We start from the raw sequence: 25940 nt of genomic DNA, 5'->3' as shown, positions 1-25940 counted from the left end.
TCAGGCCGCCGATGCGCGCTGGAACTGTGCTTCCTCGGTCGACCCTTTCAACGCCACGGTCGAGGACTGCCCCTGCTGGATCGCCTGCGTCACCTGGTCGAAGTACCCGGTGCCGACCTCGCGCTGGTGCTTGACCGCGGTGAAGCCACGCTCGGCGGCGGCGAATTCCTTCTCCTGCAGGTCCACGAACGCGCTCATCTGCTGGCGCGCATAGCCGTGCGCGAGCTCGAACATGCCGTAGTTGAGGCTATGGAAACCGGCCAACGTGATGAACTGGAATTTGTAGCCCATCGCGCCGAGCTCACGCTGGAATTTCGCAATGGTCGCGTCGTCCAGGTTCTTGCGCCAGTTGAAGCTGGGCGAGCAGTTGTAGGCCAGCAGCTTGTCCGGATACTTGCCACGGACCGCCTCGGCGAAGCGGCGTGCGTCCTCCAGGTTCGGCTTGCTGGTCTCGCACCAGACCAAGTCCGCGTAAGGCGCGTAGGCCAGGCCGCGGCTGATCGCCTGATCCAGGCCCGGCTTGACGCGGAAGAAGCCTTCGACGGTGCGCTCGCCAGTGAGGAAGGGCTTGTCATTGTCATCGACATCGGAGGTGAGCAGATCGGCCGCGTCGGCGTCGGTGCGCGCCACCAGCAGCGTCGGCACGCCGCAGACGTCGGCGGCCAGGCGTGCGGCGGTGAGCTTGTCGATGGCCTCGCGGGTCGGCACCAGCACCTTGCCGCCCATGTGTCCGCACTTCTTCACTGCGGCCAGCTGGTCCTCGAAGTGCACGCCGGCGGCACCGGCTTCGATCATCGCCTTCATCAGCTCGAAGGCGTTGAGCACGCCGCCGAAGCCGGCCTCCGCATCGGCCACGATCGGCGCAAGCCAGTCGATCTCGTCGCTGCCCTCGGCGTGGTGCAGTTGGTCGGCGCGCAGCAAGGTGTTGTTGATGCGCTTGACCACCTGCGGCACCGAGTTGGCCGGGTAGAGCGACTGATCCGGATACATCTCGCCGGCGACGTTGGCGTCGGCCGCGACCTGCCAGCCGGAAAGATAAATGGCCTTGAGGCCCGCCTTGACCTGCTGCATCGCCTGGTTCCCGGTCAGCGCGCCCAACGCGTTGACGAAGTCCTCCTTGTGCAGCGAGTGCCAGAGCTTCTCGGCGCCGTGGCGGGCCAGCGAATGCTCGATCGGGACGGTGCCGCGCAGGCGCACGACGTCCTCGGCGCTGTAGTTGCGGCGCACGCCGGTCCAACGCGGGTTGTTGGTCCAGTCCAGGGTGATCTGTTCGGCGGTCGGGAGGGTGGTCTTCATGTTCTCAGGCTCCGTGAGGGATTCCTGCAGGAGGCAGCGTGTGCGCGACCGAAGACATGGCGGTCGCACACGTGCTTTCCTGCGAAGGCGGCGGTCAGGCCAATTGGTCGTAGGCGGGCAGGGTGAGGAAGGTGCCGAGCTGGTCGGCGTGGGTCAGCTCGCCGAGCAGGTGGGCGGCGTCGTCGGCGCGACGGGCGCCCGGATGAGTGCTTTCGCGCAGGCGGTGCGCGTGCGCGGCGAGTGCCTGGTCGAAGAGCGCCATGTCGATCGGCGCGCCGTCGGGGAACTCCAGCGGTACGCAGTCCGAAATCACGTCGCCGGCGTAATGCAGCCATTGCCAAAGCTGCGAACGGGCGATCTCGGCGGTCGCCGCGTCTTCCATCAAATGGTGGATCGGCACGCAACCCAGGCCATCGAGCCAGGCGGCGGTGTAGCGCAGCGCCACCTCGACGTTGTTGTCGAAGCCGGCGCGGGTAATCGTGCCGCAGGCCGGGGCGAGCAGCTGGTCGCGGCTGACCTGGACGTCCTCGCGCAGCACGTGCAGCTGGTTGGGCTCGGGCATGTAGCGGTCGAAGATCTCCTGCGCCACCGGTACCAGCGCCGGGTGCGCAACCCAGGTGCCATCGTGACCGGCATGCACCTCGCGCAGCTTGTCCGCGCGTACTTTTTCCAGCGCCGCCTCGTTCGCCGCGTCATCGCCCTTGATCGGGATCTGCGCGGCCATGCCGCCCATCGCGAATGCGCCGCGCCGGTGGCAGGTCTTGATTAGCAGTTCGGAATAGGCCTTGAGGAAGGGCACGGTCATCTGCACCTGGCCGCGCTCGGGCAGCAGGCGGTCGTGATGGCCGCGCAGGGTCTTGAGGTAGGAGAAAATGTAGTCCCAGCGGCCGCAGTTGAGGCCGACGATGCGCTCGCGCAGCGCGTGCAGGATCTCGTCCATCTGGAACGCGGCGGGCAGCGTCTCGATCAGCACCGTTGCCTTCATGCACCCGCGCGGCAAATCGAGCCGGCTTTCGGCATGTGCCATCACCTCGTCCCAAAGCGCGGCTTCTTCCATCGCCTCGAGCTTGGGAAGATAGAAGTACGGACCGCGGTCGCGTGCCTGCAGGGCGCGGGCGTTGTGGAAGGCGAACAGGCCGAAGTCCACCAGCGCGCCGGCCATCGTCTCGCCGTCGACCTCGAAGTGCCGCTCGGGCAGGTGCCAGCCGCGCGGGCGAACCACCAGCACCGCCGGGTTGGCGCCGAGCTTGTAGTCGCGACCGTCGGGCGAGCGCCAGGCGATCGTGCCGGCGACCGCGTCGATGAGGTTCTGCTGGCCGTCCATCTGGTTGGCCAGGGTTGGCGTCGACGAATCCTCGAAGTCCGCCATGAAGACCTTCGCGCCGGAATTGAGCGCGTTGATGATCATCTTGCGCTCGACCGGACCGGTGATTTCCACGCGGCGATCGCGCAGCGCAGCCGGAACCGGTGCGACCTGCCAGTTGCCCTCGCGGATGGCGCGGGTGTCGGCGCGGAAATCGGGCAGGGCGCCGGCGTCCCACTTGGCCTGCCGCTCGGCACGGGCGGCCAGCAGTTCCTGCCGGCGGGCATCGAAGCGCCGGTGCAGGTCGGCCAGGAAGGCTAGCGCATCAGGGGTGAGCAGGCTGGTGTAGGCGGCGGTATCGCCGTGGACGGTCAGCGGGCCGGGGTCGAGTCGTTCCTGCGGGACGGCCATGGATGCAGCTCCTTGGAGGGGTCCATCCAAGCTAGGCCTCCATGCCAGCCTTTGACAAAGCGAATGTTTCAATCTTTCTTATTGAAAAATTCAAACTAGTCAGCAAAAGTTCGCCATCACGCTCGTTTTTGAGGGAAGTTGCCATGAATCGGACGGGGCAGGCGCGACGGGCTGGAGCGCGCAAAGCGGCCGCGACGGGCCAGAAGGCAGTGGAGGCTGCCGAGCGCTATTACTACAAGGGCAACCGCCACAAGCAGCTGCGTGCCTTCGTGAGCATCGTCAAGCTGGGGACGCTCACCCGTGCGGCCGAGTCGCTGTTCCTCTCCCAGCCGACCGTCACCCTGCAATTGCAGGCCCTGGAGCGTGAACTGGGCGTGCCGCTGCTGGAACGGCGGCGACGACGCATCAACCTCACCGATGCGGGCGAGGCGTTGTACGAACTGGCTCGCCCGCTGATCGAGGGCTGGGAGAACCTGGACCGCGATTTCCAGGCGCGCGTGAAGGGCCTCACGGCGGGTCGCCTGACCATCGCCGCCGGGGCCTCGACCATCCAGTACCTGCTGCCCGAACTGGTGCGCCGCTACCGCGAGGCGTTCCCGGCTGTGCATCTGCAACTGGCCAATGTCACCGGACGCGACGGGCTCGCGCTGCTGCGCGCGGACGAGGCCGACTTCGCGGTCGGCTCGATGCTGGACGTGCCAAACGACATCGCCTGGGCGCCGCTGCGCCATTTCGACCCCATGCTGATCACGCCGCTGGACCACCCGCTGGCACACAAAGCGGAGATCGCACTGGAGGATCTCTCGCCCTACGGGTTGATCCTGCCGCCGCAACGGCTGTCCACCTATCGGCTGGTCGATCTGGTGTTCCAGCAGCGCCAGGTGCCTTACCAGGTGGCGATCGAGGTAGGCGGCTGGGAGGTGATCAAGGAGTACGTCGCCGCAGGCCTGGGGATTTCGATCGTCACCGGCATTTGCATCACCGAGGCCGACCGCACGCGCCTTGCCGTGCGCAACATGAAGCGGTTCTTTCCCCAGCGCAGCTACGGCGTGGTGATGCGCAAGGGCAAGTTCCTGAGCCCGGAGGCGCGCGCGTTCGTCGACATGGTCAAGCCGGGCCTGCTGACCCATCGCGAGCACGACGAGTCGGGCCACTCGGGTCGCTAGGCGGTCAGGCCTGCCGCTGCAACGCCAGCCGCAGGCCGAAGCCCAGCAGTACCGTGCCGCAGAAGCGGTCCATCCAGCCGCCCAGGCGCGGGCGGGCCAGCAACAGCCGGTGGATTCGCCCGCCAAGCAGCGCCAGCACCAGCGACCAGCTCAGGCCTGTGCCAATGAAGCTCACGCCCAGCACCAGCAGCGCCAGCTGCGGATGGCCGCCCTGCGGCGAGACGAACTGCGGCAGGAACGCCAGGTAGAACAACGCGACCTTGGGGTTGAGCACGTTGGTCAGCAGGCCTTGGCGGAAGGCCGCGCCCATGCCCTGGCCACGGGTCGCGGCGGGCGGGCGCGTGGTGGAGCGCGCGAGCAGCATGCGCAGGCCAATCCATACCAGGTAGGCGGCGCCCAGGTACTTCAGCAGGCTGAAAGCCAGCGCGGAAGTCATCAGGATCGCCGACACGCCCAGCACCGCCGCCGCCGTGTGCACCACGCAACCGGCGTTGATCCCCAGCGCCGCGGCAAAACCCACCGCGCGTCCCTCGCGCCCGCTGCGGGCGAGAATGTAGAAGGTGTCCAGCCCCGGCGTGAGGTTGAGCGCCAGGCAGGCGAGCAGGAATGCGCCGAAATGCGCGATGCCCAGGGCGGCCATCACACGTCCGGGTCCGGTTCGGGCTTTTCGGTATTCCGGTGCTTGCCGCGGTAGCCGCGGAACAGCGCACGGATGCGCGCCATGTCGGCATCCGGATCGTCGGTGGCGTACTGCGGCGTGCCCAGCGTGAAAGTCTTGGTGGGATAGTCCAGGAACACCGGCAGGATCGGCACCTCGGCCTCGCGCGCGATGCGCAGGAAACCGCTCTTCCAGTGCATGACGTGCTTGCGCGTGCCTTCGGGCGTGATGCCGAGCCACATGCGCGGATGATCGGCGAAGCGGCGCACCATCTGCCCGACCACGTTGAGCGCGGCCTTGCGATTGATGCCGATCATGCCCAGCGGGCGCAGGATCAGCCCGAGCGGACTGTCGAGCACCTCACGCTTGATCATGACCTTGATGTCCGCGCCCAGGGCGATCTTCATCATCAGGCCCCACACGCCATCCCAGTAGGACGAGTGTGGCGCGCCGATGATGATCAGCTTCGGCACGTCCGGCAGCTCGCCGAGCAGGCGCCAGCCGGACAGGCGCAACAGACCCCGCATCAGCCAGGGCCAGAAGCGACTGTCGATCCGCGGGGCCTGCGGCGGCACCGGCGGCAGGATGGAATCGGTCATTCGCCGCTCCAGTCGCGCGTGCGGTTCTGCTTGAGCTTGCCCCGCTGCTGCTTGCCGGCCAGCCGGCGCTCCTTCGAAGCGCGCGTGGGACGGGTCGCGACGCGCTTTTTTGGCGCCACCAGCGCACCGCGCACGATGTCGGCGAGGCGTTCGCGCGCATCGTCGCGGTTGCGGGCCTGCTCGCGGAAGCGGCGAGCCTGGATCACCAGCACGCCCTCCTCGGTCATGCGCCGGTCGCGACGGGAGAGCAGGCGTGTACGCACCGGCTCCGGCAGCGAGGGCGAGGAAGCGACATCGAAACGCAACTCCACCGCGCTCTCGGTGCGGTTGACGTGTTGCCCGCCGGGGCCGTCCGCGCGCAGAAAGCGCTCGGTCAGTTCGGCATCAGGGAGGGTTAGGGTGCGGCTGATCTGCAGCATCGGCGCAGTTTAGGGGATTGCGGTTGGTGGGCTGAAGCCCGCCCGACGGTGGCGATGGCCGGTAGGGTGGGCTTTCAGCCCGCCAGCCCCCAGCCGAAGCGCGCCAGCATCGCCCGGAACATGTCGTCCAACGAAGCTTCCAGCGCCATCGGCACGCCGCTGGCCGGATGCGCGAACCGCAGCCGCCAGGCGTGCAGGAGCATGCGATGGCAGCCGAAGTGCTGCTTGTAGAGGCGGTTGTGATCGCTGCGCCCGTGCTGGCAATCGCCGATCACCGGATGGCGCAGGTGTGCCATGTGCTTGCGGATCTGGCGGAAGCGGCCGGTCTCGGGTTCCGCAAGCACCAGTGCGTAGCGTTGCTGCGGATAGCGGCCCAGCGCGATCGGCACCTCGACCGTGGCCAGGCGCTGGTAGCGGGTGCGCGCCTCGCGGCGCGGACCGGTCTCGCGCGAGCCTGGCAGCGGATAGTCGACCAGGCCTTCGGTCGGTTCGGGCCAGCCGCGCACCACCGCCAGGTATTGCTTGTGCACCTCGCGCGCCATGAACTGTTCGCCCAGCGCCGCGGCCACGGCGGCCGAGCGGGCGACCAGCAGCACGCCACTGGTCGCGCGGTCCAGTCGATGGGCGAGGAACAGCTCGCCGCCCACCTGTTCACGCAGCAGGTCGATCAGGAAGGCGTCGGCGGGCCCGATCAGCTTCGAACGGTGCACGGGCAAGCCCGCGGGCTTGTTGACCGCGAGCAGGGTGTCGTCCTGGTAAATAATCTCGAGCATGGTTTCGTCAGGAGCTTAGGTGTGGGCGACCTGCAGGAGCGCGCGCGGCGGGCGATCGCGCTCGGGGACCGGCAGGCACGCGGTCGTGCCCAGGGTGCGCCTCCCAGGCGGCACGCCGGCGATGCAAGGCTTCCTCCACTTCGGGTCAGCGGCGGGCGCTGGTCAGGAAGGCGAGCAGGGCGGCGGCCAGGCAGCCGAGCGCGACCCAATCGGAGCCATCCGGCCCACCGGCGATCCAAAGCAGGGTGGCGCAGCCGAGCAACGCCGTGCCGAACAGTCCGCCGAGCAGCGCGCGCCGCCGGCGCAGCGCGAGCTCCGCGTGCAGCGCAAGCTCCGCCGGATCGGTCAGCTGCCGCTGCTCGCCGCTGGCCGTCTGGCGCAGGGCATCGCGCACCAGCTCAGGCAGTTGCGGTGCGGCATGCAGCCATTCGGGCAGCCGCTGGCGCACCGCGCGCAACGTGCGCCGCGCGCTGTAGCGCTCGCGCAGGATGCGCTTCAACACCGGATGGGCCACCGCCCAGATGTCGATGTCGGGATCGAGCATGCGCCCGACACCCTCGATGTTGAGCAGGGTCTTCTGCAACAGGATCAGCTGCGGCTGCAGCGTCAGCTCGAAGCGACGCGCGGTCTGGAAAAGCTTGACCACCACCTCGGCCAGCGAGATCTGCGACAGCGGGCGCGTGAAGTAGGGCTCGCACACCGTGCGCACGGCCGCTTCGAGTTCGTCCAGCCGTACCGTCGCGGGCATCCAGCCGGCGGCCACGTGGAGTTGGGCGATGCGCGCGTAATCACGCTCGAACAGGGCGATGAAGTTCTGCGCCAGCCAGTACTGGTCGGCCTCTGGGAGCGACCCCATGATGCCGAAGTCCAGTGCCACGAAGCGTGGCTCCTCGCGCCGCTCCAGGTCGACCCAGATGTTCCCCGGGTGCGCGTCGGCGTGGAAGAAGTTGTCGCGGAACACCTGCTCGTAGAACACGCGCACGCCCTTGGCGGCCAGCGCCTTGCGATCGATGCCGGCAGCATCGATGGCCGCCACGTCGTCCACGCTGACGCCATGCACGCGCTCGAGCGTGAGCACGCGTTCGGCGGTGAAGTCCCAGTGGACGGCGGGCACGTAGAGATCCACGCCGCTTTCGAAGTTGCGCTTGAGCAGGCTGGCGCTGGCGCCTTCGCGCTGCAAGTCCAGCTCGTTGGCCAGCATCTTTTCCACCTCGGCGACGACGTCGAGCGGGCGGATCTTGTCGGCATTGGGGTGCCAGCGCTGAGCAAGTTCACCCAGCGAGCGCATCAGCGCCACGTCGCGGGCAATCTTCGCCTGGATGCCCGGCCGCAGTACCTTGACCACCACCGCGGCGCCGTCGTGCAGCGTGGCAGCGTGCACCTGGGCGATCGACGCGGAAGCGAGCGGGACTTCGTCGAAATGGGCGTATAGGCGTCCAATCTTGGCCTTCAACTCGTGCTCGACGATGGCGCGCGCCTCGGCGCCGGGGAACGGCGGCACCCGGTCCTGCAGCTCGGCCAGCTCGTCGGCGATGTCGGCGGGAATGAGGTCGCGCCGGGTCGACAGCACCTGGCCTGCCTTGACGAAGATCGGCCCCAGCTCGGTCAGCGCCATGCGCAATCGCGCGCCGCGCGGCAGTTCGCGCGCGCCGGGGCGCGTGCGGGCCAGGATCGGGCGCAGCAGCTTGAGCGGGCGGTACAGGTGCGCCGCATCGACCAGCTCGTCCAGCCGCCATGCGAGCAGCACCGAGGCGACCCGCAGCGCACCCGGCAATACCTTGAGCGGCGTCATGCGCGCGGCCCCGACGTGCGCGGGCGCAGGCGCGCCAGGCGGGCTTCCAGGCGTTCGGCGCGCTCGCGCAGGGCGTCCACGCCGTCGAGAAAATCGTCCACCTCGCCCATCGCCGGGGTCAGCCTTGCTTCGTCGCGCAGCCAGTCGGCACCGTCCTCGGTGAAATGCTGCGCGCTCTCGCGCGCATGCCGCAGGCCCTTGGCGATCGCCTGGGCGAGCGGCACACCGAGCACGTCGCCAGAGCTGCGCGCGAAGGCCTCCTCGAAATCCGGCTGGAAGGCGCTGGCGAGCTTCTCCAGCCGGCGCGCAAGATCGGCGTCGCCGGCGATCTCCACCTTGCCCGGTGAAACGCCCTCGTCGCCGCGGCGCAGCGCCATGGCCAGGAGGCTGCCGGGGCTGGCCGCCACGCGCAATTGGCTCACGTCCTGCGGTGGACCAACCTTCAGGCGATCGCCCTCCACCGTCACGCTGAGGGCCAGCTCCGGTCCGCGCAGGTGCAGCTGGATGCTGCGGCCAGCCAGCGCCGCGAGCTTCTGCTGCGTATCGGGATCGAGCGAGAGCGTGTGGTTGAGCGCGGCTTCCAGCGCGCTGCCGGCGAGCTTGCGCAACGGCTGCGGGAGCCAGGCATTCGGGATGGGGACGTTCATCCGGCGATTGTAGCGGGCGGGGCCGATTCCGGTTCCCGTCGAAGCGCCCTTGGGCGCAACCACCATCTCCGATCGCTGGGTTGGCCGAGGGCGGCCGCGCCCAAGGGCGCTGCTACACCGATCCGGCGAAGCCCAGCTGGCGCCAGGCCTCGTAGACCGCCACCGCCACGCTGTTGGACAGGTTGAGGCTGCGGCTGTCCGGGCGCATCGGCAGGCGCAGGCGCTGATCCGGCGGAATGGCGTCCAGCACCTCATCGGGAAGGCCGGCGGTTTCGCAGCCGAACAGCAGGGCGTCGCCTTCGCTATAGCGGGCATCCACATGGGCCAGGCGGCCCCGGGTGGAATAGGCGAACACGCGCGGCTCGCCGAGCGCGGCCAGGCAGGCGGGCAGGTCGTCGTGCACCGTGACGCGCGCGTACTCGTGGTAGTCCAGCCCCGCGCGGCGCAGGCGGGCGTCGTCCAGTTCGAAGCCGAGCGGGCGGATCAGGTGCAACGACGCGCCAGTGTTGGCGCAAAGGCGGATGACGTTGCCGGTGTTCGGCGGGATTTCGGGGCGGAAGAGGATGACATGCAGCATCCGCCCATTATCCGCTGCGCGGCCCGTCGATGGGCCGGCGGTAGACCGCTTCGAATGCTCAGCTTTCCACGCGCGGGCAAACGACGCCGTCGGGCGGCAGCATGCAGGCGCCGGGCACGGCCAGCGTCACGCCTAGCGCGGCACCGTCGCCGGCGCCGGCCAGCTGCACCGGTCCGGGCATGAACAGCATCGAGGCCATGATCCAGCCGCATACCAGCAGGCAGGCGGCGAACAGGCTGCGCAGCAACAGGGTTTCGAGTTTCATGGCGACGTTCCTTGGAGAGGGAGTGGAATCCTGCCAACGGAGTGGCAAGGCTCGTGCCAGTCGTGATGGAACGCTAACCCATTGATTCATGGATACCTCCCCGCGAAGGAGCGATGCGCCCGGGTTGTCCGCGGACAGTGCGCGGTCCGCGGGCGGACACCATCCGGACAGCCATGGCCTTTGTCGCTTGTGCTGGTTTGCCCCGGACCGATAGCCTCGGGCCTCTTTCGTGACGCAGGAGGTTCACCGTGGCAAAGCGTTTCCCACCCAAGACCGTGCTGGCACTGATCGCCGCCAGCCTGCTGGCTGGACCGGCCCTGCTGCCGGCGCAGGCCGCCGATGCACCGGCCGCGCAGGCACAGAAGATCCCCGAGCTGAAATACGAGCGCTTTACCCTGCCCAATGGGCTGACGGTGGTGGTTCACGAGGATCACAAGGCGCCGGTCGTGGCGGTGAGCGTGTGGTACCACGTGGGCTCCTCGTACGAGCCGAAGGGCAAGACCGGCTTCGCGCACCTGTTCGAGCACCTGATGTTCCAGGGCTCGGAGAACCACAAGGACGAGTACTTCAAGCCGTTCGAGCTGGCCGGCGCCACCGACCAGAACGGCACCACCTGGCTGGACCGCACCAACTACTTCGAAACCGTGCCCACCACCGCGCTGGACATGGCGCTGTGGATGGAATCCGATCGCATGGGCCATCTGCTCGGCGCGATCGGCCAGAAGGAACTGGACGAGCAGCGCGGCGTGGTGCAGAACGAGAAGCGCCAGGGCGAGAACGAGCCTTACGGCCGCGTCAGCGAGCTGATCCAGGCCGAGGCCTTCCCGGCCAACCACCCCTACCACCACGACACCATCGGCTCGATGGCCGACTTGAACGCCGCCTCGCTCGGCGACGTCAAGCAGTGGTTCAAGGACTACTACGGCGCCGCCAACACGGTGGTGGTGCTGGCCGGCGACATCACGCCGGCGCAGGCGAAGGAGAAGATGCTCAAGTACTTCGGCGACATAGGCGCCGGCCCGGCCGTGCCGCGACCGCAGGTGTGGGTGACACCGCGCCAGAAGTCCACCCGCGGCTCGATGACCGACAACGTCGCGCAGACGCGCATTTACCGCGAGTGGAACGTGCCCTCGCGCACCGACGTCGAACTCAACCAGCTGCAACTGGCCGCCGCGGTGCTCGGCGGCGGCAAGACCTCGCGTCTGTACCAGCGCCTGGTCTACAAGGACAAACTCGCCGACGATGTCTCGGTCGACATCGAGCAGCACGTGCTGGCCAGCCTGTTTGAACTGCAGGTGGACGTGAAGAAGGGCGCCGACCCGGCCAGGGTCGAGGCCGCGGTGGCCGACGAGTGGGCGAAGTTCCTCAAGGACGGCCCCACCGCCGACGAGCTGGAGCGGGTCAAGACCGGCATCCGTGCCGCGTTCGTGCGCGGCCTGGAACGCGTCAATACGCAGGCTTCGATCCTGGCCGAGGGCCAGCTCTACCAGGGTGACCCCGGCGCCTACCTGAAGGATTTCGACACGTTGATGGCCGCCACCCCGGCCAGCGTGAAGACCTCGGCCAACCGATGGATCGCCAAGGGCGACTACACCGTCACCGTGACGCCCGGCAAGGTCGAGGACACCGACTTCGCCACCTACGCCGGTCGCCCCGCGCAGCCGGGCAAGCCGATGGACGAGCTTTCGGCCAAAGGCGAATACACCATCGTCAAGAGCCCGGTGGACCGTACCAAAGGCGTGCCCGAGGTGACCCAATTCCCCAGCCTCACCTTCCCGACCCTGCAGCACGGCAAGCTCGCCAACGGCATCGAGGTCATCCTGGCCGAGCGCCACGAAGTTCCGGCGACGCAGGTGCAGCTGATGTTCGACTCCGGCTACGCCGCCGACCAGGGCCGCAAGCTCGGCACGTCAAGTTTCACCATGGCGATGCTCGATGAAGGCACCAAGGACCTCGATTCGGTCGAGATCGCCAAGCGCGAGCAGCGCCTGGGCGCGCAGATCGGCAGCGGTTGCGGGCTGGACGCGTGCAACGTCTCGCTCAACGCGCTGAACGACAAGCTGGAACCGTCGCTCGCGCTGTTCGCCGACATCGTGCGCAACCCGGCGTTCCGCACGGACGATGTCTCGCGCCTGCGCGGCCAGTGGCTGGCGCGCATCGCGCAGGAGAAGAGCCAGCCGATCGGCATCGCGCTGCGCACGTTGCCGCCGCTGCTTTACGGCGAAGGCCACGCCTACGCGATTCCGTTCACCGGTTCGGGCACGGTGCCCTCGATCACGGCGCTCGATGCCCATGACATGCGCCGCTTCATGGGCGACTTCATCCGGCCGGACAACGTCCGGATCCTGGTTGCCGGCGACACCACGCTGGACAGGATCATCCCGCAGTTGAACAAGGTGTTCGGCGACTGGAAACCGGGCGCGGGCAAGGTGCCGGCGAAGAACCTCGCCAAGGTGGCGTCCCCCGACGCTTCGCGTGTCTACCTGATCGATCGCCCCGGCGCGCAGCAAAGCCTGATCCTGGCCGGCGGCCTGGCGCCTTCGACCCGGGTCGACAACAACCTGGCGATCGAGACCATGAACGGCGCCTTCGGCGGCACCTTCACCTCGCGCCTGAACATGAACCTGCGCGAGGACAAGCACTGGGCCTACGGCGCCTACAGCTTCATGCCCGATGCGCTGGGCCAGCGCCCGTTCCTGATGTACGCGCCGGTGCAGACCGACAAGACCGCACCGTCGGCGCAGCAGATCCTTGCCGAGGCGCGCGGGGTGGCCGGCAAGCATCCGCTGAGCGCCGAGGAAATCGCCAAGATCAAGGAAGGCGACGTGCGCAGCCTGCCCGGCGAGTACCAGACCACGTCCGCGGTGATGGGCGCGCTGGAAGACATTGCCCTGTACGACCGTCCCGACAACTGGATCCAGACCGAGAAGGCGCGCATCCAGGCGTTGAAGGACCCGCAGGTTCAGGCGGCGGCCAACGAAGTCGTCCGTCCCGATCACCTGACCTGGGTGATCGTGGGCGACCTCAAGAAGATCGAGGCGCCCGTGCGCGCACTGAACCTGGGCAAGGTGCAGGTGCTCGATGCGGATGGCAAACCGGTGAAGTGAGGCGGCATGGCCCGCCCTCCGGTTCCCCACGGGACGGATGGGCGGGCGGCTTTCCTGCATGCAGGCAAACGGCGCTGCGCGACGCCGTGCCGGCCGTGCATGCTCCACGCTACGATGCGCTGTCCCAGCATTCCCTCCGGAGCCCCTCCATGCGCAAGACCCCGCTGCTGCTCGTCCCCGTCCTGCTCCTCGGCGCCTGCACCTGGGGCATCACCCTCAACGACGCGGGCAAGCAGGTGCGTACGGCCTGGAGCGGCGACGTCTCGCAGTGCCGCGACCTGGGCAAGGTCACCGTGTCGGTGATGGAACGCGTCGGCCCGGTCGACCGCAACGACATCAAGGTGCGCGACGAACTGGAAGTGATGGCGCGCAACGAGGCGGCCAAGATGAACGCCGATACGGTCAAGCCGCTGGGCGAGCCGGTCGATGGCGAGCAGGCCTGGGGCGCCTACCAGTGCGGCAGCGCCCGCCCGGCCTCGGCCACGCGTCCGGCTACCCAGCCGGCACCCGCCGCGAGCGGTGGCGTGCAGACCTACCCGATCCAGGGCAGCTGAGTACGCCCGTCGCGTCCGCCCGCTCCGTCACCGGAGCGTTCCCCGCCCTGCCGATCACGCACGCGCGCCTGACGCGCGTGCGCCGGCTATCCGTGCGCCCGCGTATGCCCGTGCGATAGCCAGCGCCGGTCATTCGGGCGAAAATGGCCGTCTTGCCTTTTCTTCGCGGCCCGGGCTGGTCCTTGCCGCGCTTCCCCGTACGCCTTTGCACGAGAGGTCACGCAGACGATGTCCCAGGCCCCGAAGATTCTCTACACCCTGACCGACGAAGCGCCGTTCCTGGCCACCCAGTCGCTGCTGCCGATCGTCAAGGCCTTCGCGCACACCGCGGGCATCGAGGTGGAGACGCGCGACATCTCCCTGGCCGGGCGCATCCTCTCGCAGTTCCCCGAATACCTGAAGGAAGGCCAGCGCATTGCCGACGACCTGGCCGAGCTCGGCCAGCTGGCCACCACGCCGGACGCCAACATCATCAAGCTGCCCAACATCAGCGCCTCGGTGCCGCAGCTTAAAAGCGCGATCAAGGAGTTGCAGGCCCAGGGTTACGCACTGCCGGACTATCCCGACGAGGTCCACGGCGACGTCGAGCAGTACAACATCAAGGCGCGCTACGACAAGATCAAAGGCAGCGCGGTCAACCCGGTGCTGCGCGAGGGCAATTCCGACCGCCGCGCCCCGGCCTCGGTGAAGAGCTACGCGCGCAAGCATCCGCACAAGATGGGCAAGTGGAGCGCCGACTCCAAGACCCGCGTGGCGCACATGGACGGCGGCGACTTCTACGGCTCCGAGCAGTCGGCCACGATGGACAAGGGCGGCAGCCTGAAGATCGAGCTGGTCGGCAAGGACGGCATGACCACGGTGCTCAAGGAAAAGGTCGCCGTGCAGGCCGGTGAAGTCGTCGACACGGCCGTGATGAGCCGCGCCGCGCTGGCGCGCTTCGTCGACAGCGCGATCGCCGACGCCAAGGCGGACGGCGTGCTGTTCTCGCTGCACCTGAAGGCCACCATGATGAAGGTCTCCGACCCGATCATGTTCGGCGTGGTGGTGCGCGAGTTCTACAAGGACGTGCTTGCGAAATACGCGGCCGAGCTCAAGCAGGTCGGTTTCGACGCCAACAACGGCATCGGCGATCTCTACGCGCGCCTGTCGCAGCTGCCCGAGGAGAAGCAGGCGGCGATCAAGGCCGACATCCAGGCCGAGTACGCGAAGCGTCCGGCGCTGGCGATGGTCAATTCCGACAAGGGCATCACCAACCTGCATGTGCCCAGCGACGTGATCGTCGACGCCTCGATGCCGGCGATGATCCGCGACTCGGGCAAGATGTGGAATGCCAAAGGCGAGCTCGAGGACACTCTCGCGCTGATTCCCGACCGCAGCTACGCCGGCATCTACCAGGCGGTGGTCGAGGACTGCAAGGCGCACGGCGCGTTCGATCCCGCCACCATGGGCTCGGTGCCCAACGTCGGCCTGATGGCGCAGAAGGCCGAGGAATACGGGTCGCACGACAAGACGTTCCAGATCGCCGTCGACGGTACCGTGCGCGTCACCAACCAGGATGGCCACGCGGTGTTCGAGCACGCGGTCGAAGCCGGCGACATCTGGCGCATGTGCGAAACCCGCGACGCACCGATCCAGGACTGGGTCAAGCTCGCCGTCACCCGCGCGCGCCTCTCCGGCACGCCGGCGGTGTTCTGGCTGGACCCGGCGCGTGCGCACGACGCGCAGCTGATCGCCAAGGTCGAGCGCTACCTCAAGGACCACGACACCGCCGGACTGGATATCCGCATCCTGTCGCCGGTCGAGGCCATGCGCGTCTCGCTGGAGCGCATCCGCAAGGGCCAGGACACCATCTCGGTGACCGGCAACGTGCTGCGCGATTACCTCACCGACCTGTTCCCGATCATGGAACTGGGCACCAGCGCCAAGATGCTCTCGATCGTGCCGCTGATGGCCGGCGGCGGCCTGTTCGAGACCGGCGCCGGCGGCTCGGCGCCCAAGCACGTGCAGCAGTTCGTCGACGAGGACTACCTGCGCTGGGATTCGCTGGGCGAGTTCCTGGCGCTGGCCGCCTCCTTCGAGCATCTGGCCGAGCGCTACGGCAACCGGCGTGCCGCGGTGCTGGCCAAGGCGCTCGACCAGGCCAACGGCAGGATCCTGGACAACAACAAGTCGCCCGCGCGCAAGGTCGGCGAGCTGGACAACCGCGGCAGCCACTTCTATCTGGCGCTGTACTGGGCGCAGGCGCTGGCCGCGCAGTACGAGGATGCCGGACTGAAGGCCACCTTCGCCCCGCTGGCCAAGGCGCTGGCGGACAACGAGGCCTCCATCGTGGCCGAGTTGAATGGCGCGCAGGGTAAATCCGTGGACATCGGCGGCTACTACCACCCGGACCTGGCGCGCACGAGTGCGGCGATGCGACCGAGCAAAACCTTCACCGACGCGCTGGCGACGCTGGAAGGCTAAAAGAAAGGGCGCCCCAGGGCGCCCTTTTCTTTACGGACGCCTGTGCGCGACCGGTGCGCCGCGGTCGCGCACAGGGTGCGCTTCCACAGCGGTCAGGTTTCGGCGCTCGCCCGATCCAGCACCGCGATCTCCTCCGGCGCCAGCGCGAGCTTCACCGCGCCCAGCAACTCATGCAATTGTTCCACGCTGGTGGCGCTGGCGATCGGCGCGGTGAGTCCGGGACGGGCGATAAGCCAGGCCAGCGCCACCTGCGCGGGCGTGGACTGGTGGCTGGCGGCGACGCGGTCCAGGGCATCGAGGATACCCAGCCCGCGCGGGTCCAGATACTTGCGCACGCCGTTGCCACGCGCGCGGCTCTTGGCCAGGTCCGCCTCGCTGCGGTACTTGCCGGAGAGGAAGCCGCTGGCCAGCGCGTAGTAGCTGATCACGCCGACCTGCTCGCGCCGGATCAGCGGCTCCAGCTCGCGTTCGTAGCCGGCACGACGCAGCAGGTTGTATTCCGGTTGCAGCGATTCGTAGCGGGGCAGGCCGTGTTCGGCCGAAACCTTCAGCGCCTCGGCGAAGCGGTCGGCGGTGTAGTTGGAGGCGCCGATGACGCGCACCTTGCCCTGTTCGATCAGCCGTCCGAACGCACCCAGCGTCTCGCTCAGGGGTATCGAGGCGTCATCCTCGTGCGCCTGGTAGAGGTCGATGCAGTCGACCTGCAGGCGTCGCAGCGAGCCTTCCACCGCCTGCTGGATGTTGACCGGTGACAGGCCCGGCTGCTCGGCCCATTTGGCCACCTTGGTGGCGATCACTACCTGGTCGCGCTTGCCGCTGGCCTTGAGCCAACGGCCGATGATGGTTTCCGATTCGCCGCCGCGGTTGCCCGGCACCCAGGCCGGATAGACATCGGCGGTGTCGATCAGGTTGAAGCCGGCGCCGACGAAGGCATCGAGCAACTCGAAGGAGCGCTTCTCGTCCGCGCTCCAGCCAAACACATTGCCGCCAAAGGCGAGCGGGGCGATGGAAAGCGGCGAGCGGCCGAGCGGGCGCAGTTGCATGGAGTTTCTCCGGGGCGGGAATCCCAGGAAATGGAGAGCAGCTGCGACGGAATCAACCTCAGGAGCGCATCGATGCGCGACCGGGTGCCTCACGGTCGCGCACTGGTGCGCTCCTGCAGTTCTACAGGTGGCTGTTGTGGAGGCGCTGCGATCAACTGATCAACGCAGCGCGCAGCGCATCGCGCCAGCGCAGCATCGGTGCCACCGGTTTGACGATCGGGGCCGCGCGGCGACCGCGTACCTCCGGCGCGTCCTCGCGCCAGCGCAGGTCGGTGGGCAGGGCGTGGCCATGCAGGTACAGCAACTGCTTCCAGAACGGTTTCACGGGAACCTCCGGGTGGGATGTGTTGCCTTGGGGTGTGCTCAAGGTACGTCGCCTTCGGACGGCCAAAAAGCGATATATTCGCAAGCCAGCCTTGAGCGCATTTCAAGGCTCTACATGCACCTGGGAGGCCGACCTCGTGAGCCATGTTCCGCTGGGTCTGTTGCAGCAGTTCGTGCGGGTGGCCCGCGTGGGCAACCTGTCGCGCGCGGCGGTGCAGGCCAATCTCACCGTCAGTGCGCTGAGCCACCAGATCCGCCAGCTGGAAGATCGCCTCGGCCGCCGCCTGTTCGAGCGCGGCCCGCGTGGCGTCACGCTCACCACTGAAGGTTGCGGCTTGCTCGAGGCGGTGGGCGAGCACTTCGATGGCATCGACCACGCGCTGGCGCGCTATCGCGAGCGGCGGCACGACTCGCTCACGCTGAGCGCGAGCTCGGGAATCATGTCCAGCTGGCTGGTGCCGAGGCTGCCCGGGCTGGTCGCCGCGCACCCGGAACTGGAGCTCAACCTGCAGTCGGGCACCACGCTGGTGGATTTCGAGCGCGAGCCGGTCGACGCCGCGTTGCGCTACGGCCGCGGCCAATGGCCCGGGCTCACCAGCGAACGGCTGTTCGGCGAGTGGCTGGCGCCGGTGGCCACCCCCGAACTGATCGCGCGCATGGGCGGGGCCGATCCCCGCCAGCTTGGCGACTGGCCATTGCTGGGCGACCCGGGCGACCGCTGGCGCGAATGGTTCGCGGAGGTGGGCGGCACGCCACCCAAACGCTACGTGGCGCATTTCGACAGTACCGACGCGCTGCGCCACGCGGCGCTGGAGGGCCTGGGCGTGGGACTGGGACGGATGGTCAGCTCGCGCTCGCTGATCGACGCCGGCCGGCTGGTGGTGCTGGGCGACCGCTACCTGCCGATCCACGAGGCTTACTGGCTGGTCTACCCGCCGCGCTCGGAAGAGCACCGCGGCCTGCAGGTGTTCCGCGAATGGCTCCTGGGCGAGGCCGAGGCGTACTGCACGCAGATGCCGCGGCTGCGCGAGGACAAGGCCGCCAACGCCTGACCCTGCTGGAGCCAAGTTCACGCGCGCGCACCGCTGCGCCTACCGGTTCCTTCGGTGGCCGGCGCGCGGCATCATCGGGGTTTCCGTCCGCCTGGAGCCGCCCATGAAATCCCGCGCCGCCGTCGCCTGGCAAGCAGGCAAGCCGCTGTCGATCGAGGACGTGGAAGTGGCCGGCCCGAAGGCCGGCGAAGTGCTGGTGCGCATCGTCGCCACCGGCGTCTGCCACACCGATGCGTTCACCCTCTCCGGCGCCGATCCGGAAGGCCTGTTCCCGGCGATCCTGGGCCACGAGGGTGGCGGCATCGTGGAAGAGGTGGGCGAGGGCGTGACCACGCTGGCTGTCGGTGACCACGTCATCCCGCTGTACACGCCCGAGTGCGGTACCTGCGAATACTGCCGCTCGGGCAAGACCAACCTCTGCCAGCGCATCCGCGCCACCCAGGGCCAGGGGTTGATGCCCGACGGCACGTCCCGGTTCTCCAAGGACGGCCGGCTGATCCATCACTACATGGGCACCAGCACCTTCAGCGAATACACCGTGCTGCCCGAGATCGCCGTGGCGAAGATCAACAAGGCCGCGCCGCTGGAGAAGGTCTGCCTGCTCGGCTGCGGCATCACCACCGGCATCGGTGCGGTGCTCAACACCGCGAAGGTGGAACCGGGCGCGAGCGTGGCGGTGTTCGGGCTCGGCGGCATCGGGCTGTCGGTGGTGCAGGGCGCGGTGATGGCGAAAGCCGGGCGCATCGTGGTGGTCGACACCAATCCGTCCAAGTTCGAGATGGCGAAACTGCTGGGCGCCACCGATTACGTCAATCCGAAGGACCATCCCGACACGCCGATCCAGCAGGTGATCGTCGAGCTCACCGGCGGCGGCGTGGACTATTCGTTCGAGTGCATCGGCAACGTGGACGTGATGCGCGCAGCGCTGGAGTGCTGCCACAAGGGCTGGGGCGAGTCGGTGATCATCGGCGTGGCCGGCGCGGGGCAGGAGATCCGCACGCGGCCGTTCCAGCTGGTGACCGGGCGCGTGTGGCGCGGCTCGGCGTTTGGCGGGGTCAAGGGCCGCTCGCAGCTGCCGGGCTACGTCGAGCGCTACCTGGCGGGCGAGATCAGGATCGACGAGATGGTCAGCCAGGAATTGCCGCTGGAACGCATCAACGAGGCGTTCGATGCCATGCACGAGGGTCGCGTGATCCGCTCGGTGATCCGCTACTGACCTCCTCCTTCCTCCGCTCGCGGGGAAGTGCCCGTAGGGGCGGATGGGGCGCGGCCTTGCGGAGGCCTGTACCGGCTGTCCGGCAGGAGCGCCCGTTGGCGCGCCCCGCGCCTGCCTTCGCGGGGTAAGGCTCGCGACCGGGCGCTCGGCTAGAATGCGCGCGCCTCCCCGGCACTCCCCCAAAGGATTCCCATGCAACGCACCGCCATCCTCGTCGACGGCGCCTTCTTCCTTGCCCGTTACCGCAAGGTCTGGGGCGAGCGCGACGCCAATGACGCGCGCACCGTGGCCAAGACGGTGTTCGGCATGGCGCTGGAACACCTGAAGGCGCTGGATCGTCCACGCGAGTCGATGTACCGGATCTTCTTCTACGACTGCCCGCCGCTGGAAAAGGTGCTGGTCCGCCCGCTCAGCGGCGAGGCGGTGGACTTCTCGCGCACCGGCGCGGCAGCGTTCCGCCGCGAGCTGCACGACCAGCTGCGGCGCCAGCGCAAGATGGCGCTCAGGCTGGGGCGGCTGGCCGAGCGCGGCGAATGGAAACTCCGGTTCAATGCCTACCAGCAGCTGCGCGAGGGCACCCTGGCGTGGGAGGATCTGGGCGACGAGCACTTCGAGCCGGACATGCGCCAGACCCAGGTGGACATGAAGATCGGCATCGACATCGCCGCGCTGACCTACAAGAAACTGGTCGACCAGATCATCCTGGTCGCCGGCGATGCGGATTTCATCCCGGCGGCCAAGCTCGCCCGCTACGAGGGCATCGACTTCATCCTCGACCCGATGTGGCAGGGTATAGCCCCGGACCTGCACGAGCACATCGACGGATTGCAGTCGGTCTGCCCGCGCCCTTTCTGAAGCATTCGTTCCACGCATGGCCGTAAGGAGACACGATGAAGAGCCTGCTGATTTGTACCTTCTGCACCGCCGCGCTGATGGCCCTGCCGGCCATCGCGCAGGACCAGCCCGCCGACGCGCTGGTGCCGCCGACCAGCGCCAGCGACTACACCGCGACCCAGCTGGACCAGGTGATCGGCGGCGACTGGCGCCCGGCCGATCAGCGCGCGCGCGACATGTATCGCCACCCGAAGGAAACGCTGACATTCTTCGAGTTGCGCCCGGACCAGACGGTGATCGAGATCACCCCCGGCGGCGGCTGGTACGCGCAGATCCTCGCGCCGCTGCTGCGCGACAACGGCCATTACATTGCCGCGGAAAAGCAGCCGTCCGCCGATGACGAGGCGCGCAGCGACGACAGTGCATTGCGCAAGCTCTTCGCTGCGCACCCGGCGCAGTTCGGCCAGGCCTCGATCGTGACCTTCGATCCCAAGGCGCCGGTGCTCGGCCCTCCGGCATCGGCCGACCGCGTGCTGACCTTCCGCAACGTGCACAACTGGGCGATGGACGGCAGCGCGCAGGCGATGTTCAAGGCCTTCTACAGGGTGCTCAAGCCCGGCGGCGTGCTCGGCGTTGCCGACCATCGCGCCGATGCCGGCGCCTCGCTGGACGAGGTCAAGGGCAGTGGCTACCTGCCGGTGGACTACGTCGTGAAGCTCGCCACCGATGCCGGCTTCGTGCTGGACGGTCGCAGCGAGATCAACGCCAACCCGAAGGACGACCACGACCACCCCAAGGGCGTGTGGACGCTGCCGCCCACGCTGGCGCTGGGCGACCAGGACAAGGACAAGTATCTGGCGATCGGCGAATCCGACCGCATGACGCTGCGCTTTGTGAAGCCGGAGGCGCCCGCGCACGCGGCCTCCGCGCCGTGACGGATGCTGATCGCGCTCAACAAGCCCTACGGCGTGCTGTGCCAGTTTTCCGGTGACGGCAGCCGGCCGACGCTGGCCGGCTTCGTGCGCGAAAAAGACGTCTATCCGGCCGGACGGCTGGATCACGACAGCGAAGGCCTGCTGCTGCTGACCGACGACGGGCGCCTGGCGCACCGGTTGACCGATCCGCGCCACAAGCAAGCCAAGACCTACCTGGTGCAGGTGGACGGCGCAGTCACCGACGAGGCGATCGCCGCGCTGCGCCGTGGCGTCACGCTCAACGATGGCCTCACCCTGCCGGCCGGCGTCGAACGTGCGGCCGAGCCGGACTGGCTGTGGCCGCGCGACCCCCCGGTGCGTTTCCGCAAGGCCATCCCCACCAGCTGGCTGAGCATCACGCTGCGCGAGGGGCGCAACCGTCAGGTAAGGCGGATGACGGCGGCGGTCGGTTTTCCGACGCTGCGGCTGGTCCGGGTGCGCATCGGTGATTGGGCGCTGGACGGCCTGCTCCCGGGCGAAACCCGCCGGCTCTTGTAGGGTGGGCTTCAGCCCGTCCTGCCGCCACCATGTAGCGGTAGGCTGAAGCCCACCCTGCGGCCGTCTGCCCATGCCTCCCTTCAAAGACCATTTCTCCGGCCACGCCACGCTCTATCGCGACGCCCGACCGCTGCCGCCGGCCGACTGGTTCGCCTGGCTCGCCGGCCAGGCGCCGGACACCACGCTCGCCTGGGATGCCGGTTGCGGCAACGGCCAGGCCAGCCTGGGGTTGGCGGCGCATTTCGAACGCGTGGTGGCGACCGATCCGAGCACCACGCAGATCGCGCAGGCGAGTGCGCACCCGGCCATCGATTACCGCGTGGAACCGGCCGAGCAAAGCAGCCTGGCGGCTGGCAGCGTGAGCCTGGTGAGCGTGTCGCAGGCGCTGCACTGGTTCGACCTGGACGCCTTCCACGCGCAGGTGCGCCGCGTCGCAAAACGGGGCGCGCTGCTGGCGGTATCGGCCTACGGCAACTGCAGCGTGGACCGGACGGTAGATGCCGTCGAATGGAAGCTCTACGCCGATACGCTCGGTGGCGACTGGCCGCCGGAACGCGCGTTGGTGGACAGCGGCTATCAAGGGTTGGCGTTTCCGTTCGAACCGGTATCTGCGCCGAGCTTCGCCATGCATGCGGAGTGGAACCTGGCGCAGTTCCTCGCCTACCTGCGGTCGTGGTCGGCCACGCAGCGGCACCTGAAGCGCACGGGCATCGACCCGGTCGAAGCGGCGACGCCCGCGCTTGCCGATGCGTGGGGCGAGCCGGGAAGGGTGCGTACCGTGCGCTGGCCTTTCTTCACCCGCGTCGGCCGCCTCTGACCCCGGCCTCACCCCGGAAGGGAGGGCCGCGGGCGTTAGAGCCCGAAGAACGCCGCGGCCGCGGCCGTGCTGTTCGCCGCGGTCACCTCGACCGGCTCGCCGCGATCGCGCGCCACTTCCTCGCAGATGTGTTTCAGGTACATCGGCTCGTTGCGTCGATGGCTCGGCTGCGGGCGCACCGTGCGTGGCAGCAGGTAGGGCGCGTCGGTTTCGAGCATCAACCGGCCCGCGGGGATCTCGCGCACGAACTCGCGCAGGTGCGTGCCGCGCCGCTCGTCGCAGATCCAGCCGGTGATGCCGATGTGGCAGCCCAGCGCGAGGTAGTCGCGCAGCGCCTCGCGGGTGTCGGTAAAGCAGTGCACCACCGCCGCCGGCACGCGATCGCGGTAGCGCTTGAGCAGAGCCAGGAAATCCGCGTGCGCGTCACGCTGGTGCAGGAACAGCGGCTTGCCCAGTTCCGCGGCGATGGCCAGTTGCTGCTCGAACACGCGCAACTGCACGTCGCGCGGCGAGTAGTTGCGGTGGTAATCCAGTCCCGTCTCGCCGACGGCCCGTACTTCGGGCAACCGCGCCAGTTCGCGCAGGCGCGCATCGGTGGACTCGTCGTAGTCGACCGCGTGGTGCGGATGCACGCCCGAGGTTGCCCACAGCACGCCGGGATGCTCGTGCGCCAGTGCCAGCGCCTGCTCGCTGCCCTCGCGCGAAGCGCCGGTCACCATCATCCGCGTGACACCTTGCGCCGCCGCCCGCGCGAGCACGTCGGCAACGTCGTGGCGGAAGGATTCGTGCGTGAGGTTGGCGCCGATATCGATCAGCTGCATGGCAGGTCCGCAAAAGCGCGCATTGTTGCAGAGCGGCCCCGATTGGCAAGGCGCACCGCCGTCCAGCCCGCTGTCACATCGGGGCGACAAATGACCCCCTAGCTTGCAAGTCGACGACGGCAAGGAAGCAGTGGGGGGCGTTGGTGATGCAGTCACGCGACAGCCGGCAGGACGCGTCCATGGCGACCGTCGTCGACGGAAGCGGGGTTTCAGGACTCCGTGCAGTACTGCCCGCCGTGCAAGGCGGCGGGTGCTCAAAACCGGGGAATCACTTCATGGCAAATCGTATGCGGATCGGGGCGCTGCTCGGCGCTTCCATGGCCTTCGCCTTCTCGATGGCGGCGCACGCCGCCAGCACCACCGGCGGGCTCGGCGGCACTCACTACAACATCAGCTCGCTCAAGAGCGACGGCCATTACGACCGCTTCATCGTGACCTGGCGGCCAGGCAGCGCCGAGCGCGCCAATCCGTCCTTCATGCGCCAGAGCATGGGCGCGGCGCTGTCCCGCGCCGGCCTGGTGCGCGCCACGCTCGGTCCGCAGGGCATGATGCAGGCGCCCGTGCAGGCCAGCTACGGGCGACGGTTGGCGATCGGCGCCGACGTGCTGCGCACCTCGCGCAAGCTCGACCGCAACGAAGCCGCCGCACTGATGGCGCAGCTGGCCAGCGACCCGGCCGTGCTGCACGTGGCGCCGGACGTGCTGCGCCGTCCGGTGAGCGACATCGCCGCGCCGGCCTCGCTGCGTCCGTCGGCCTTCCGTCCGACCGACACCGACTACGCCAGCTACCAGTGGGATCTCAAGGCGCCCAGTGGCCGCGCCACCGTATCGGGCGACCGCAACTACGGCGGTTCCCACGTCAATGCGGCGTGGGACCTGGCCGACGGCAAGGGCATCGTGATCGCGGTGCTGGACACCGGCATCACCACGCACGTGGACGTCAACACCAAGCTCGCCGGCGCGGGCTACGACTTCATCACCGACGCGTTCCTCTCCGGTCGAAAGACCGACGGCCGCATCCCCGGCGGCTGGGACCCCGGTGACTGGACCACCGGCAAGCCCTGGCAATCCATGTGCACGGACGAGTTCAACCCGCCGCAGCCCAGTTCCTGGCACGGCACGCATGTCGCCAGCACGGTCGGTGCCGAACGCACCAACAACGGCGTCGGCCTGGCCGGCATCGCCTACCGCGCACGGGTGCTGCCGATCCGCGTGCTCGGCCACTGCGGCGGCTACGACAGCGACATCAGCGACGCGATCATCTGGGCTGCCGGCGGCCACGTCGACGGCGTGCCGGACAACACCCATCCGGCGCAGGTGATCAACCTCAGCCTCGGCGGTTACGGCCAGTGCACGGCGGACGATCCGATGGGACAGGCGATCGCGCTGGCCAACCGGCGCGGCGCGGTGGTGGTGGTCGCGGCGGGCAACGACAACGACAACGCGAAGTACTTCTCGCCCGCCAGCTGTCCGGGCACCATCACGGTCGCGGCCACCGGCATCACCAGCCGGCGTGCGTACTACTCGAACTACGGACGCACGGTCGACCTGGCCGCGCCCGGCGGCGGCATCTACGCAGGCGACCGCAACAGCGGCGAGCAGGTCTCGGACGGCTTCGTCTGGCAGGCGATCAACAGTGGCACCACCAAGCCGGTAGCCGATGACTCCAGCTATGCCGGCTACGCGGGCACGTCCCAGGCGACCCCGCACGTCAGCGGCACCGTGGCGTTGATGCAGGGCGCGCGACTGGCCCGCGGTCTCGAGCCGCTGTCGCCCGCCGCGGTGCTGGACATCCTGCAGCGTACCGCCGCCACGCCGAAGGTGGCGCCCGACCACCGCATCGGTGCCGGCATCCTGGATGCCTACGCCGCGGTGAACATGGCCATCGCCAACGGCGTGACCACCAGCCAGCCAGCCGTGCTGGCCAACGGCGTGGCGCTGTCGGACCAATCCGGAGCCAAGGGCAGCCGCACGGTGTACCGCATCGACGTGCCCGCGGGCACCGGCAAGCTGAGCCTGCGCACGACGGGGGGCAGCGGCGACGTCACCCTCTATGTCAACCAGGGCACGCCCGCCACGGCGGACGACTACCACTGCCGCTCCGCGCACGCCGGCACCGACGAGTCGGTGGTGCTCGACCACCCGGCAGCCGGCACGTGGTTCGTCACCCTGGCCGGGCGGACGGACTACAGCGGCGTGAACCTGGTGGGGAAATACATCGCCGCACGCTGATCGTAATTAGGCAGCTTTGCGCCGTTGCGCATCACCGCACGGCGCTAAGCAGACGCATCCGGTCGCCAAATGTGGCGGCCGTTTCCTTTGCCCACGTGGA

Annotated in this window: 24 protein-coding genes; 11 read left to right on the top strand and 13 right to left on the bottom strand. The window is 68.5% G+C overall.

Annotated elements, in window-relative coordinates:
- Positions 1-1296 carry an isocitrate lyase gene (gene aceA / locus ACFWZ1_RS16465; RefSeq protein ID WP_439667228.1) on the bottom strand — a complete coding sequence of 432 codons (1296 nt, stop codon included), beginning with the start codon at positions 1294-1296 and terminating at the stop codon, positions 1-3.
- A 94-nt stretch (positions 1297-1390) separates the two neighbouring features.
- Positions 1391-3010: a malate synthase A gene (aceB, locus tag ACFWZ1_RS16460; RefSeq protein WP_439667227.1), complete on the bottom strand. Its 1620-nt coding sequence runs from the start codon at positions 3008-3010 to the stop codon at positions 1391-1393.
- 209 nt (positions 3011-3219) lie between these two features.
- On the opposite strand from aceB, the gene ACFWZ1_RS16455 reads away from it, so the two are divergent.
- The gene (locus ACFWZ1_RS16455) at positions 3220-4176 is read left to right on the top strand and encodes a LysR family transcriptional regulator (protein ID WP_425600855.1); all 957 of its coding nucleotides are present in this window, start codon (positions 3220-3222) and stop codon (positions 4174-4176) included.
- 4 nt (positions 4177-4180) lie between these two features.
- Here ACFWZ1_RS16455 and ACFWZ1_RS16450 read toward each other — a convergent pair whose 3' ends face one another.
- The 8 genes from ACFWZ1_RS16450 to ACFWZ1_RS16415 all read right to left on the bottom strand — a co-directional run bounded on the left by ACFWZ1_RS16450 (position 4181) and on the right by ACFWZ1_RS16415 (position 9906).
- Positions 4181-4816: a LysE family translocator gene (locus ACFWZ1_RS16450; protein ID WP_231322115.1), complete on the bottom strand. Its 636-nt coding sequence runs from the start codon at positions 4814-4816 to the stop codon at positions 4181-4183.
- Positions 4816-5433 carry a 1-acyl-sn-glycerol-3-phosphate acyltransferase gene (locus ACFWZ1_RS16445; RefSeq protein WP_231322113.1) on the bottom strand — a complete coding sequence of 206 codons (618 nt, stop codon included), beginning with the start codon at positions 5431-5433 and terminating at the stop codon, positions 4816-4818. The genes ACFWZ1_RS16450 and ACFWZ1_RS16445 overlap by 1 nt, the downstream gene beginning before the upstream one ends.
- Positions 5430-5852, bottom strand: a complete 423-nt coding sequence (gene arfB, locus ACFWZ1_RS16440) for an alternative ribosome rescue aminoacyl-tRNA hydrolase ArfB (protein WP_439667226.1) — start codon at positions 5850-5852, stop codon at positions 5430-5432. Before arfB ends, ACFWZ1_RS16445 begins: the two co-directional genes overlap by 4 nt.
- Positions 5853-5926: 74 nt before the next feature.
- Positions 5927-6625: a pseudouridine synthase gene (locus ACFWZ1_RS16435; protein WP_439667225.1), complete on the bottom strand. Its 699-nt coding sequence runs from the start codon at positions 6623-6625 to the stop codon at positions 5927-5929.
- Positions 6626-6770: 145 nt separating this feature from the next.
- Positions 6771-8417: a ubiquinone biosynthesis regulatory protein kinase UbiB gene (ubiB, locus tag ACFWZ1_RS16430; RefSeq protein WP_439667224.1), complete on the bottom strand. Its 1647-nt coding sequence runs from the start codon at positions 8415-8417 to the stop codon at positions 6771-6773.
- A complete protein-coding gene (locus ACFWZ1_RS16425) occupies positions 8414-9064 on the bottom strand; it encodes a ubiquinone biosynthesis accessory factor UbiJ (RefSeq protein WP_439667223.1) in 651 nt (216 codons plus the stop codon). Before ACFWZ1_RS16425 ends, ubiB begins: the two co-directional genes overlap by 4 nt.
- Before the next feature lie 112 nt (positions 9065-9176).
- Positions 9177-9641 carry a tRNA (cytidine(34)-2'-O)-methyltransferase gene (locus ACFWZ1_RS16420; protein WP_439667222.1) on the bottom strand — a complete coding sequence of 155 codons (465 nt, stop codon included), beginning with the start codon at positions 9639-9641 and terminating at the stop codon, positions 9177-9179.
- 58 nt (positions 9642-9699) lie between these two features.
- Positions 9700-9906: a hypothetical protein gene (locus tag ACFWZ1_RS16415; RefSeq protein WP_231322101.1), complete on the bottom strand. Its 207-nt coding sequence runs from the start codon at positions 9904-9906 to the stop codon at positions 9700-9702.
- Between the two features lie 248 nt (positions 9907-10154).
- On the opposite strand from ACFWZ1_RS16415, the gene ACFWZ1_RS16410 reads away from it, so the two are divergent.
- From ACFWZ1_RS16410 to ACFWZ1_RS16400, 3 genes are all read left to right on the top strand, one after another.
- Positions 10155-13013 carry a M16 family metallopeptidase gene (locus ACFWZ1_RS16410; protein ID WP_439667221.1) on the top strand — a complete coding sequence of 953 codons (2859 nt, stop codon included), beginning with the start codon at positions 10155-10157 and terminating at the stop codon, positions 13011-13013.
- A 149-nt stretch (positions 13014-13162) separates the two neighbouring features.
- Positions 13163-13567 (top strand): DUF4156 domain-containing protein, encoded by a 405-nt coding sequence (locus tag ACFWZ1_RS16405; protein ID WP_231322099.1) that lies wholly within the window; start codon positions 13163-13165, stop codon positions 13565-13567.
- A gap of 228 nt (positions 13568-13795) precedes the next feature.
- Positions 13796-16030 carry an NADP-dependent isocitrate dehydrogenase gene (locus ACFWZ1_RS16400; protein WP_439667220.1) on the top strand — a complete coding sequence of 745 codons (2235 nt, stop codon included), beginning with the start codon at positions 13796-13798 and terminating at the stop codon, positions 16028-16030.
- Between the two features lie 92 nt (positions 16031-16122).
- On the opposite strand, the gene ACFWZ1_RS16395 is transcribed toward ACFWZ1_RS16400, so the two are convergent.
- On the bottom strand, positions 16123-17073 hold the full coding sequence (locus tag ACFWZ1_RS16395; protein ID WP_439667219.1) for an aldo/keto reductase: 951 nt from the start codon (positions 17071-17073) through the stop codon (positions 16123-16125).
- Positions 17074-17224: 151 nt separating this feature from the next.
- Positions 17225-17398 (bottom strand): hypothetical protein, encoded by a 174-nt coding sequence (locus ACFWZ1_RS16390; RefSeq protein ID WP_231322092.1) that lies wholly within the window; start codon positions 17396-17398, stop codon positions 17225-17227.
- 136 nt (positions 17399-17534) lie between these two features.
- On the opposite strand from ACFWZ1_RS16390, the gene ACFWZ1_RS16385 reads away from it, so the two are divergent.
- From ACFWZ1_RS16385 to ACFWZ1_RS16360, 6 genes are all read left to right on the top strand, one after another.
- Positions 17535-18449 carry a LysR substrate-binding domain-containing protein gene (locus ACFWZ1_RS16385; protein WP_231322090.1) on the top strand — a complete coding sequence of 305 codons (915 nt, stop codon included), beginning with the start codon at positions 17535-17537 and terminating at the stop codon, positions 18447-18449.
- 103 nt (positions 18450-18552) lie between these two features.
- Positions 18553-19665 carry an S-(hydroxymethyl)glutathione dehydrogenase/class III alcohol dehydrogenase gene (locus tag ACFWZ1_RS16380; protein ID WP_439667218.1) on the top strand — a complete coding sequence of 371 codons (1113 nt, stop codon included), beginning with the start codon at positions 18553-18555 and terminating at the stop codon, positions 19663-19665.
- Between the two features lie 192 nt (positions 19666-19857).
- Positions 19858-20520: an NYN domain-containing protein gene (locus ACFWZ1_RS16375; RefSeq protein ID WP_231322086.1), complete on the top strand. Its 663-nt coding sequence runs from the start codon at positions 19858-19860 to the stop codon at positions 20518-20520.
- A 35-nt stretch (positions 20521-20555) separates the two neighbouring features.
- Entirely contained in the window at positions 20556-21434 is an 879-nt protein-coding gene (locus tag ACFWZ1_RS16370) for a class I SAM-dependent methyltransferase (protein WP_425600807.1), read from the top strand.
- 3 nt (positions 21435-21437) lie between these two features.
- Positions 21438-21971: a pseudouridine synthase gene (locus tag ACFWZ1_RS16365; protein WP_439667217.1), complete on the top strand. Its 534-nt coding sequence runs from the start codon at positions 21438-21440 to the stop codon at positions 21969-21971.
- A 70-nt stretch (positions 21972-22041) separates the two neighbouring features.
- Complete coding sequence (locus tag ACFWZ1_RS16360; RefSeq protein WP_439667216.1) at positions 22042-22788, top strand: class I SAM-dependent methyltransferase; 747 nt, start codon at positions 22042-22044, stop codon at positions 22786-22788.
- A 35-nt stretch (positions 22789-22823) separates the two neighbouring features.
- On the opposite strand, the gene ACFWZ1_RS16355 is transcribed toward ACFWZ1_RS16360, so the two are convergent.
- Complete coding sequence (locus ACFWZ1_RS16355; protein ID WP_439667215.1) at positions 22824-23609, bottom strand: TatD family hydrolase; 786 nt, start codon at positions 23607-23609, stop codon at positions 22824-22826.
- Positions 23610-23884: 275 nt separating this feature from the next.
- On the opposite strand from ACFWZ1_RS16355, the gene ACFWZ1_RS16350 reads away from it, so the two are divergent.
- Complete coding sequence (locus ACFWZ1_RS16350) at positions 23885-25840, top strand: S8 family peptidase (protein WP_439667214.1); 1956 nt, start codon at positions 23885-23887, stop codon at positions 25838-25840.
- Positions 25841-25940 lie beyond the last annotated feature (100 nt).

Origin of the sequence: Frateuria sp. GZRe14 (assembly GCF_051900395.1) — a bacterium.
In the GTDB taxonomy this organism is placed as follows: Bacteria; Pseudomonadota; Gammaproteobacteria; order Xanthomonadales; family Rhodanobacteraceae; genus Frateuria_A; species Frateuria_A edaphi.
Note: the sequence above shows the minus strand (reverse complement) of the source record. Positions and strands in the feature narration are given on the sequence as shown.

Excerpts from the sequence above, each read along its gene's own strand:
- aceA (WP_439667228.1), bottom strand. The coding sequence starts at position 1,296 with ATGAAGACCACCCTCCCGACCGCCGAACAGATCACCCTGGACTGGACC.
- aceB (WP_439667227.1), bottom strand. The coding sequence starts at position 3,010 with ATGGCCGTCCCGCAGGAACGACTCGACCCCGGCCCGCTGACCGTCCAC.
- ACFWZ1_RS16450 (WP_231322115.1), bottom strand. The coding sequence starts at position 4,816 with ATGGCCGCCCTGGGCATCGCGCATTTCGGCGCATTCCTGCTCGCCTGC.
- ACFWZ1_RS16445 (WP_231322113.1), bottom strand. The coding sequence starts at position 5,433 with ATGACCGATTCCATCCTGCCGCCGGTGCCGCCGCAGGCCCCGCGGATC.
- arfB (WP_439667226.1), bottom strand. The coding sequence starts at position 5,852 with ATGCTGCAGATCAGCCGCACCCTAACCCTCCCTGATGCCGAACTGACC.
- ACFWZ1_RS16435 (WP_439667225.1), bottom strand. The coding sequence starts at position 6,625 with ATGCTCGAGATTATTTACCAGGACGACACCCTGCTCGCGGTCAACAAG.
- ubiB (WP_439667224.1), bottom strand. The coding sequence starts at position 8,417 with ATGACGCCGCTCAAGGTATTGCCGGGTGCGCTGCGGGTCGCCTCGGTG.
- ACFWZ1_RS16425 (WP_439667223.1), bottom strand. The coding sequence starts at position 9,064 with ATGAACGTCCCCATCCCGAATGCCTGGCTCCCGCAGCCGTTGCGCAAG.
- ACFWZ1_RS16420 (WP_439667222.1), bottom strand. The coding sequence starts at position 9,641 with ATGCTGCATGTCATCCTCTTCCGCCCCGAAATCCCGCCGAACACCGGC.
- ACFWZ1_RS16415 (WP_231322101.1), bottom strand. The coding sequence starts at position 9,906 with ATGAAACTCGAAACCCTGTTGCTGCGCAGCCTGTTCGCCGCCTGCCTG.
- ACFWZ1_RS16405 (WP_231322099.1), top strand. The coding sequence starts at position 13,163 with ATGCGCAAGACCCCGCTGCTGCTCGTCCCCGTCCTGCTCCTCGGCGCC.
- ACFWZ1_RS16400 (WP_439667220.1), top strand. The coding sequence starts at position 13,796 with ATGTCCCAGGCCCCGAAGATTCTCTACACCCTGACCGACGAAGCGCCG.
- ACFWZ1_RS16395 (WP_439667219.1), bottom strand. The coding sequence starts at position 17,073 with ATGCAACTGCGCCCGCTCGGCCGCTCGCCGCTTTCCATCGCCCCGCTC.
- ACFWZ1_RS16380 (WP_439667218.1), top strand. The coding sequence starts at position 18,553 with ATGAAATCCCGCGCCGCCGTCGCCTGGCAAGCAGGCAAGCCGCTGTCG.
- ACFWZ1_RS16375 (WP_231322086.1), top strand. The coding sequence starts at position 19,858 with ATGCAACGCACCGCCATCCTCGTCGACGGCGCCTTCTTCCTTGCCCGT.
- ACFWZ1_RS16370 (WP_425600807.1), top strand. The coding sequence starts at position 20,556 with ATGAAGAGCCTGCTGATTTGTACCTTCTGCACCGCCGCGCTGATGGCC.
- ACFWZ1_RS16365 (WP_439667217.1), top strand. The coding sequence starts at position 21,438 with ATGCTGATCGCGCTCAACAAGCCCTACGGCGTGCTGTGCCAGTTTTCC.
- ACFWZ1_RS16360 (WP_439667216.1), top strand. The coding sequence starts at position 22,042 with ATGCCTCCCTTCAAAGACCATTTCTCCGGCCACGCCACGCTCTATCGC.
- ACFWZ1_RS16355 (WP_439667215.1), bottom strand. The coding sequence starts at position 23,609 with ATGCAGCTGATCGATATCGGCGCCAACCTCACGCACGAATCCTTCCGC.
- ACFWZ1_RS16350 (WP_439667214.1), top strand. The coding sequence starts at position 23,885 with ATGGCAAATCGTATGCGGATCGGGGCGCTGCTCGGCGCTTCCATGGCC.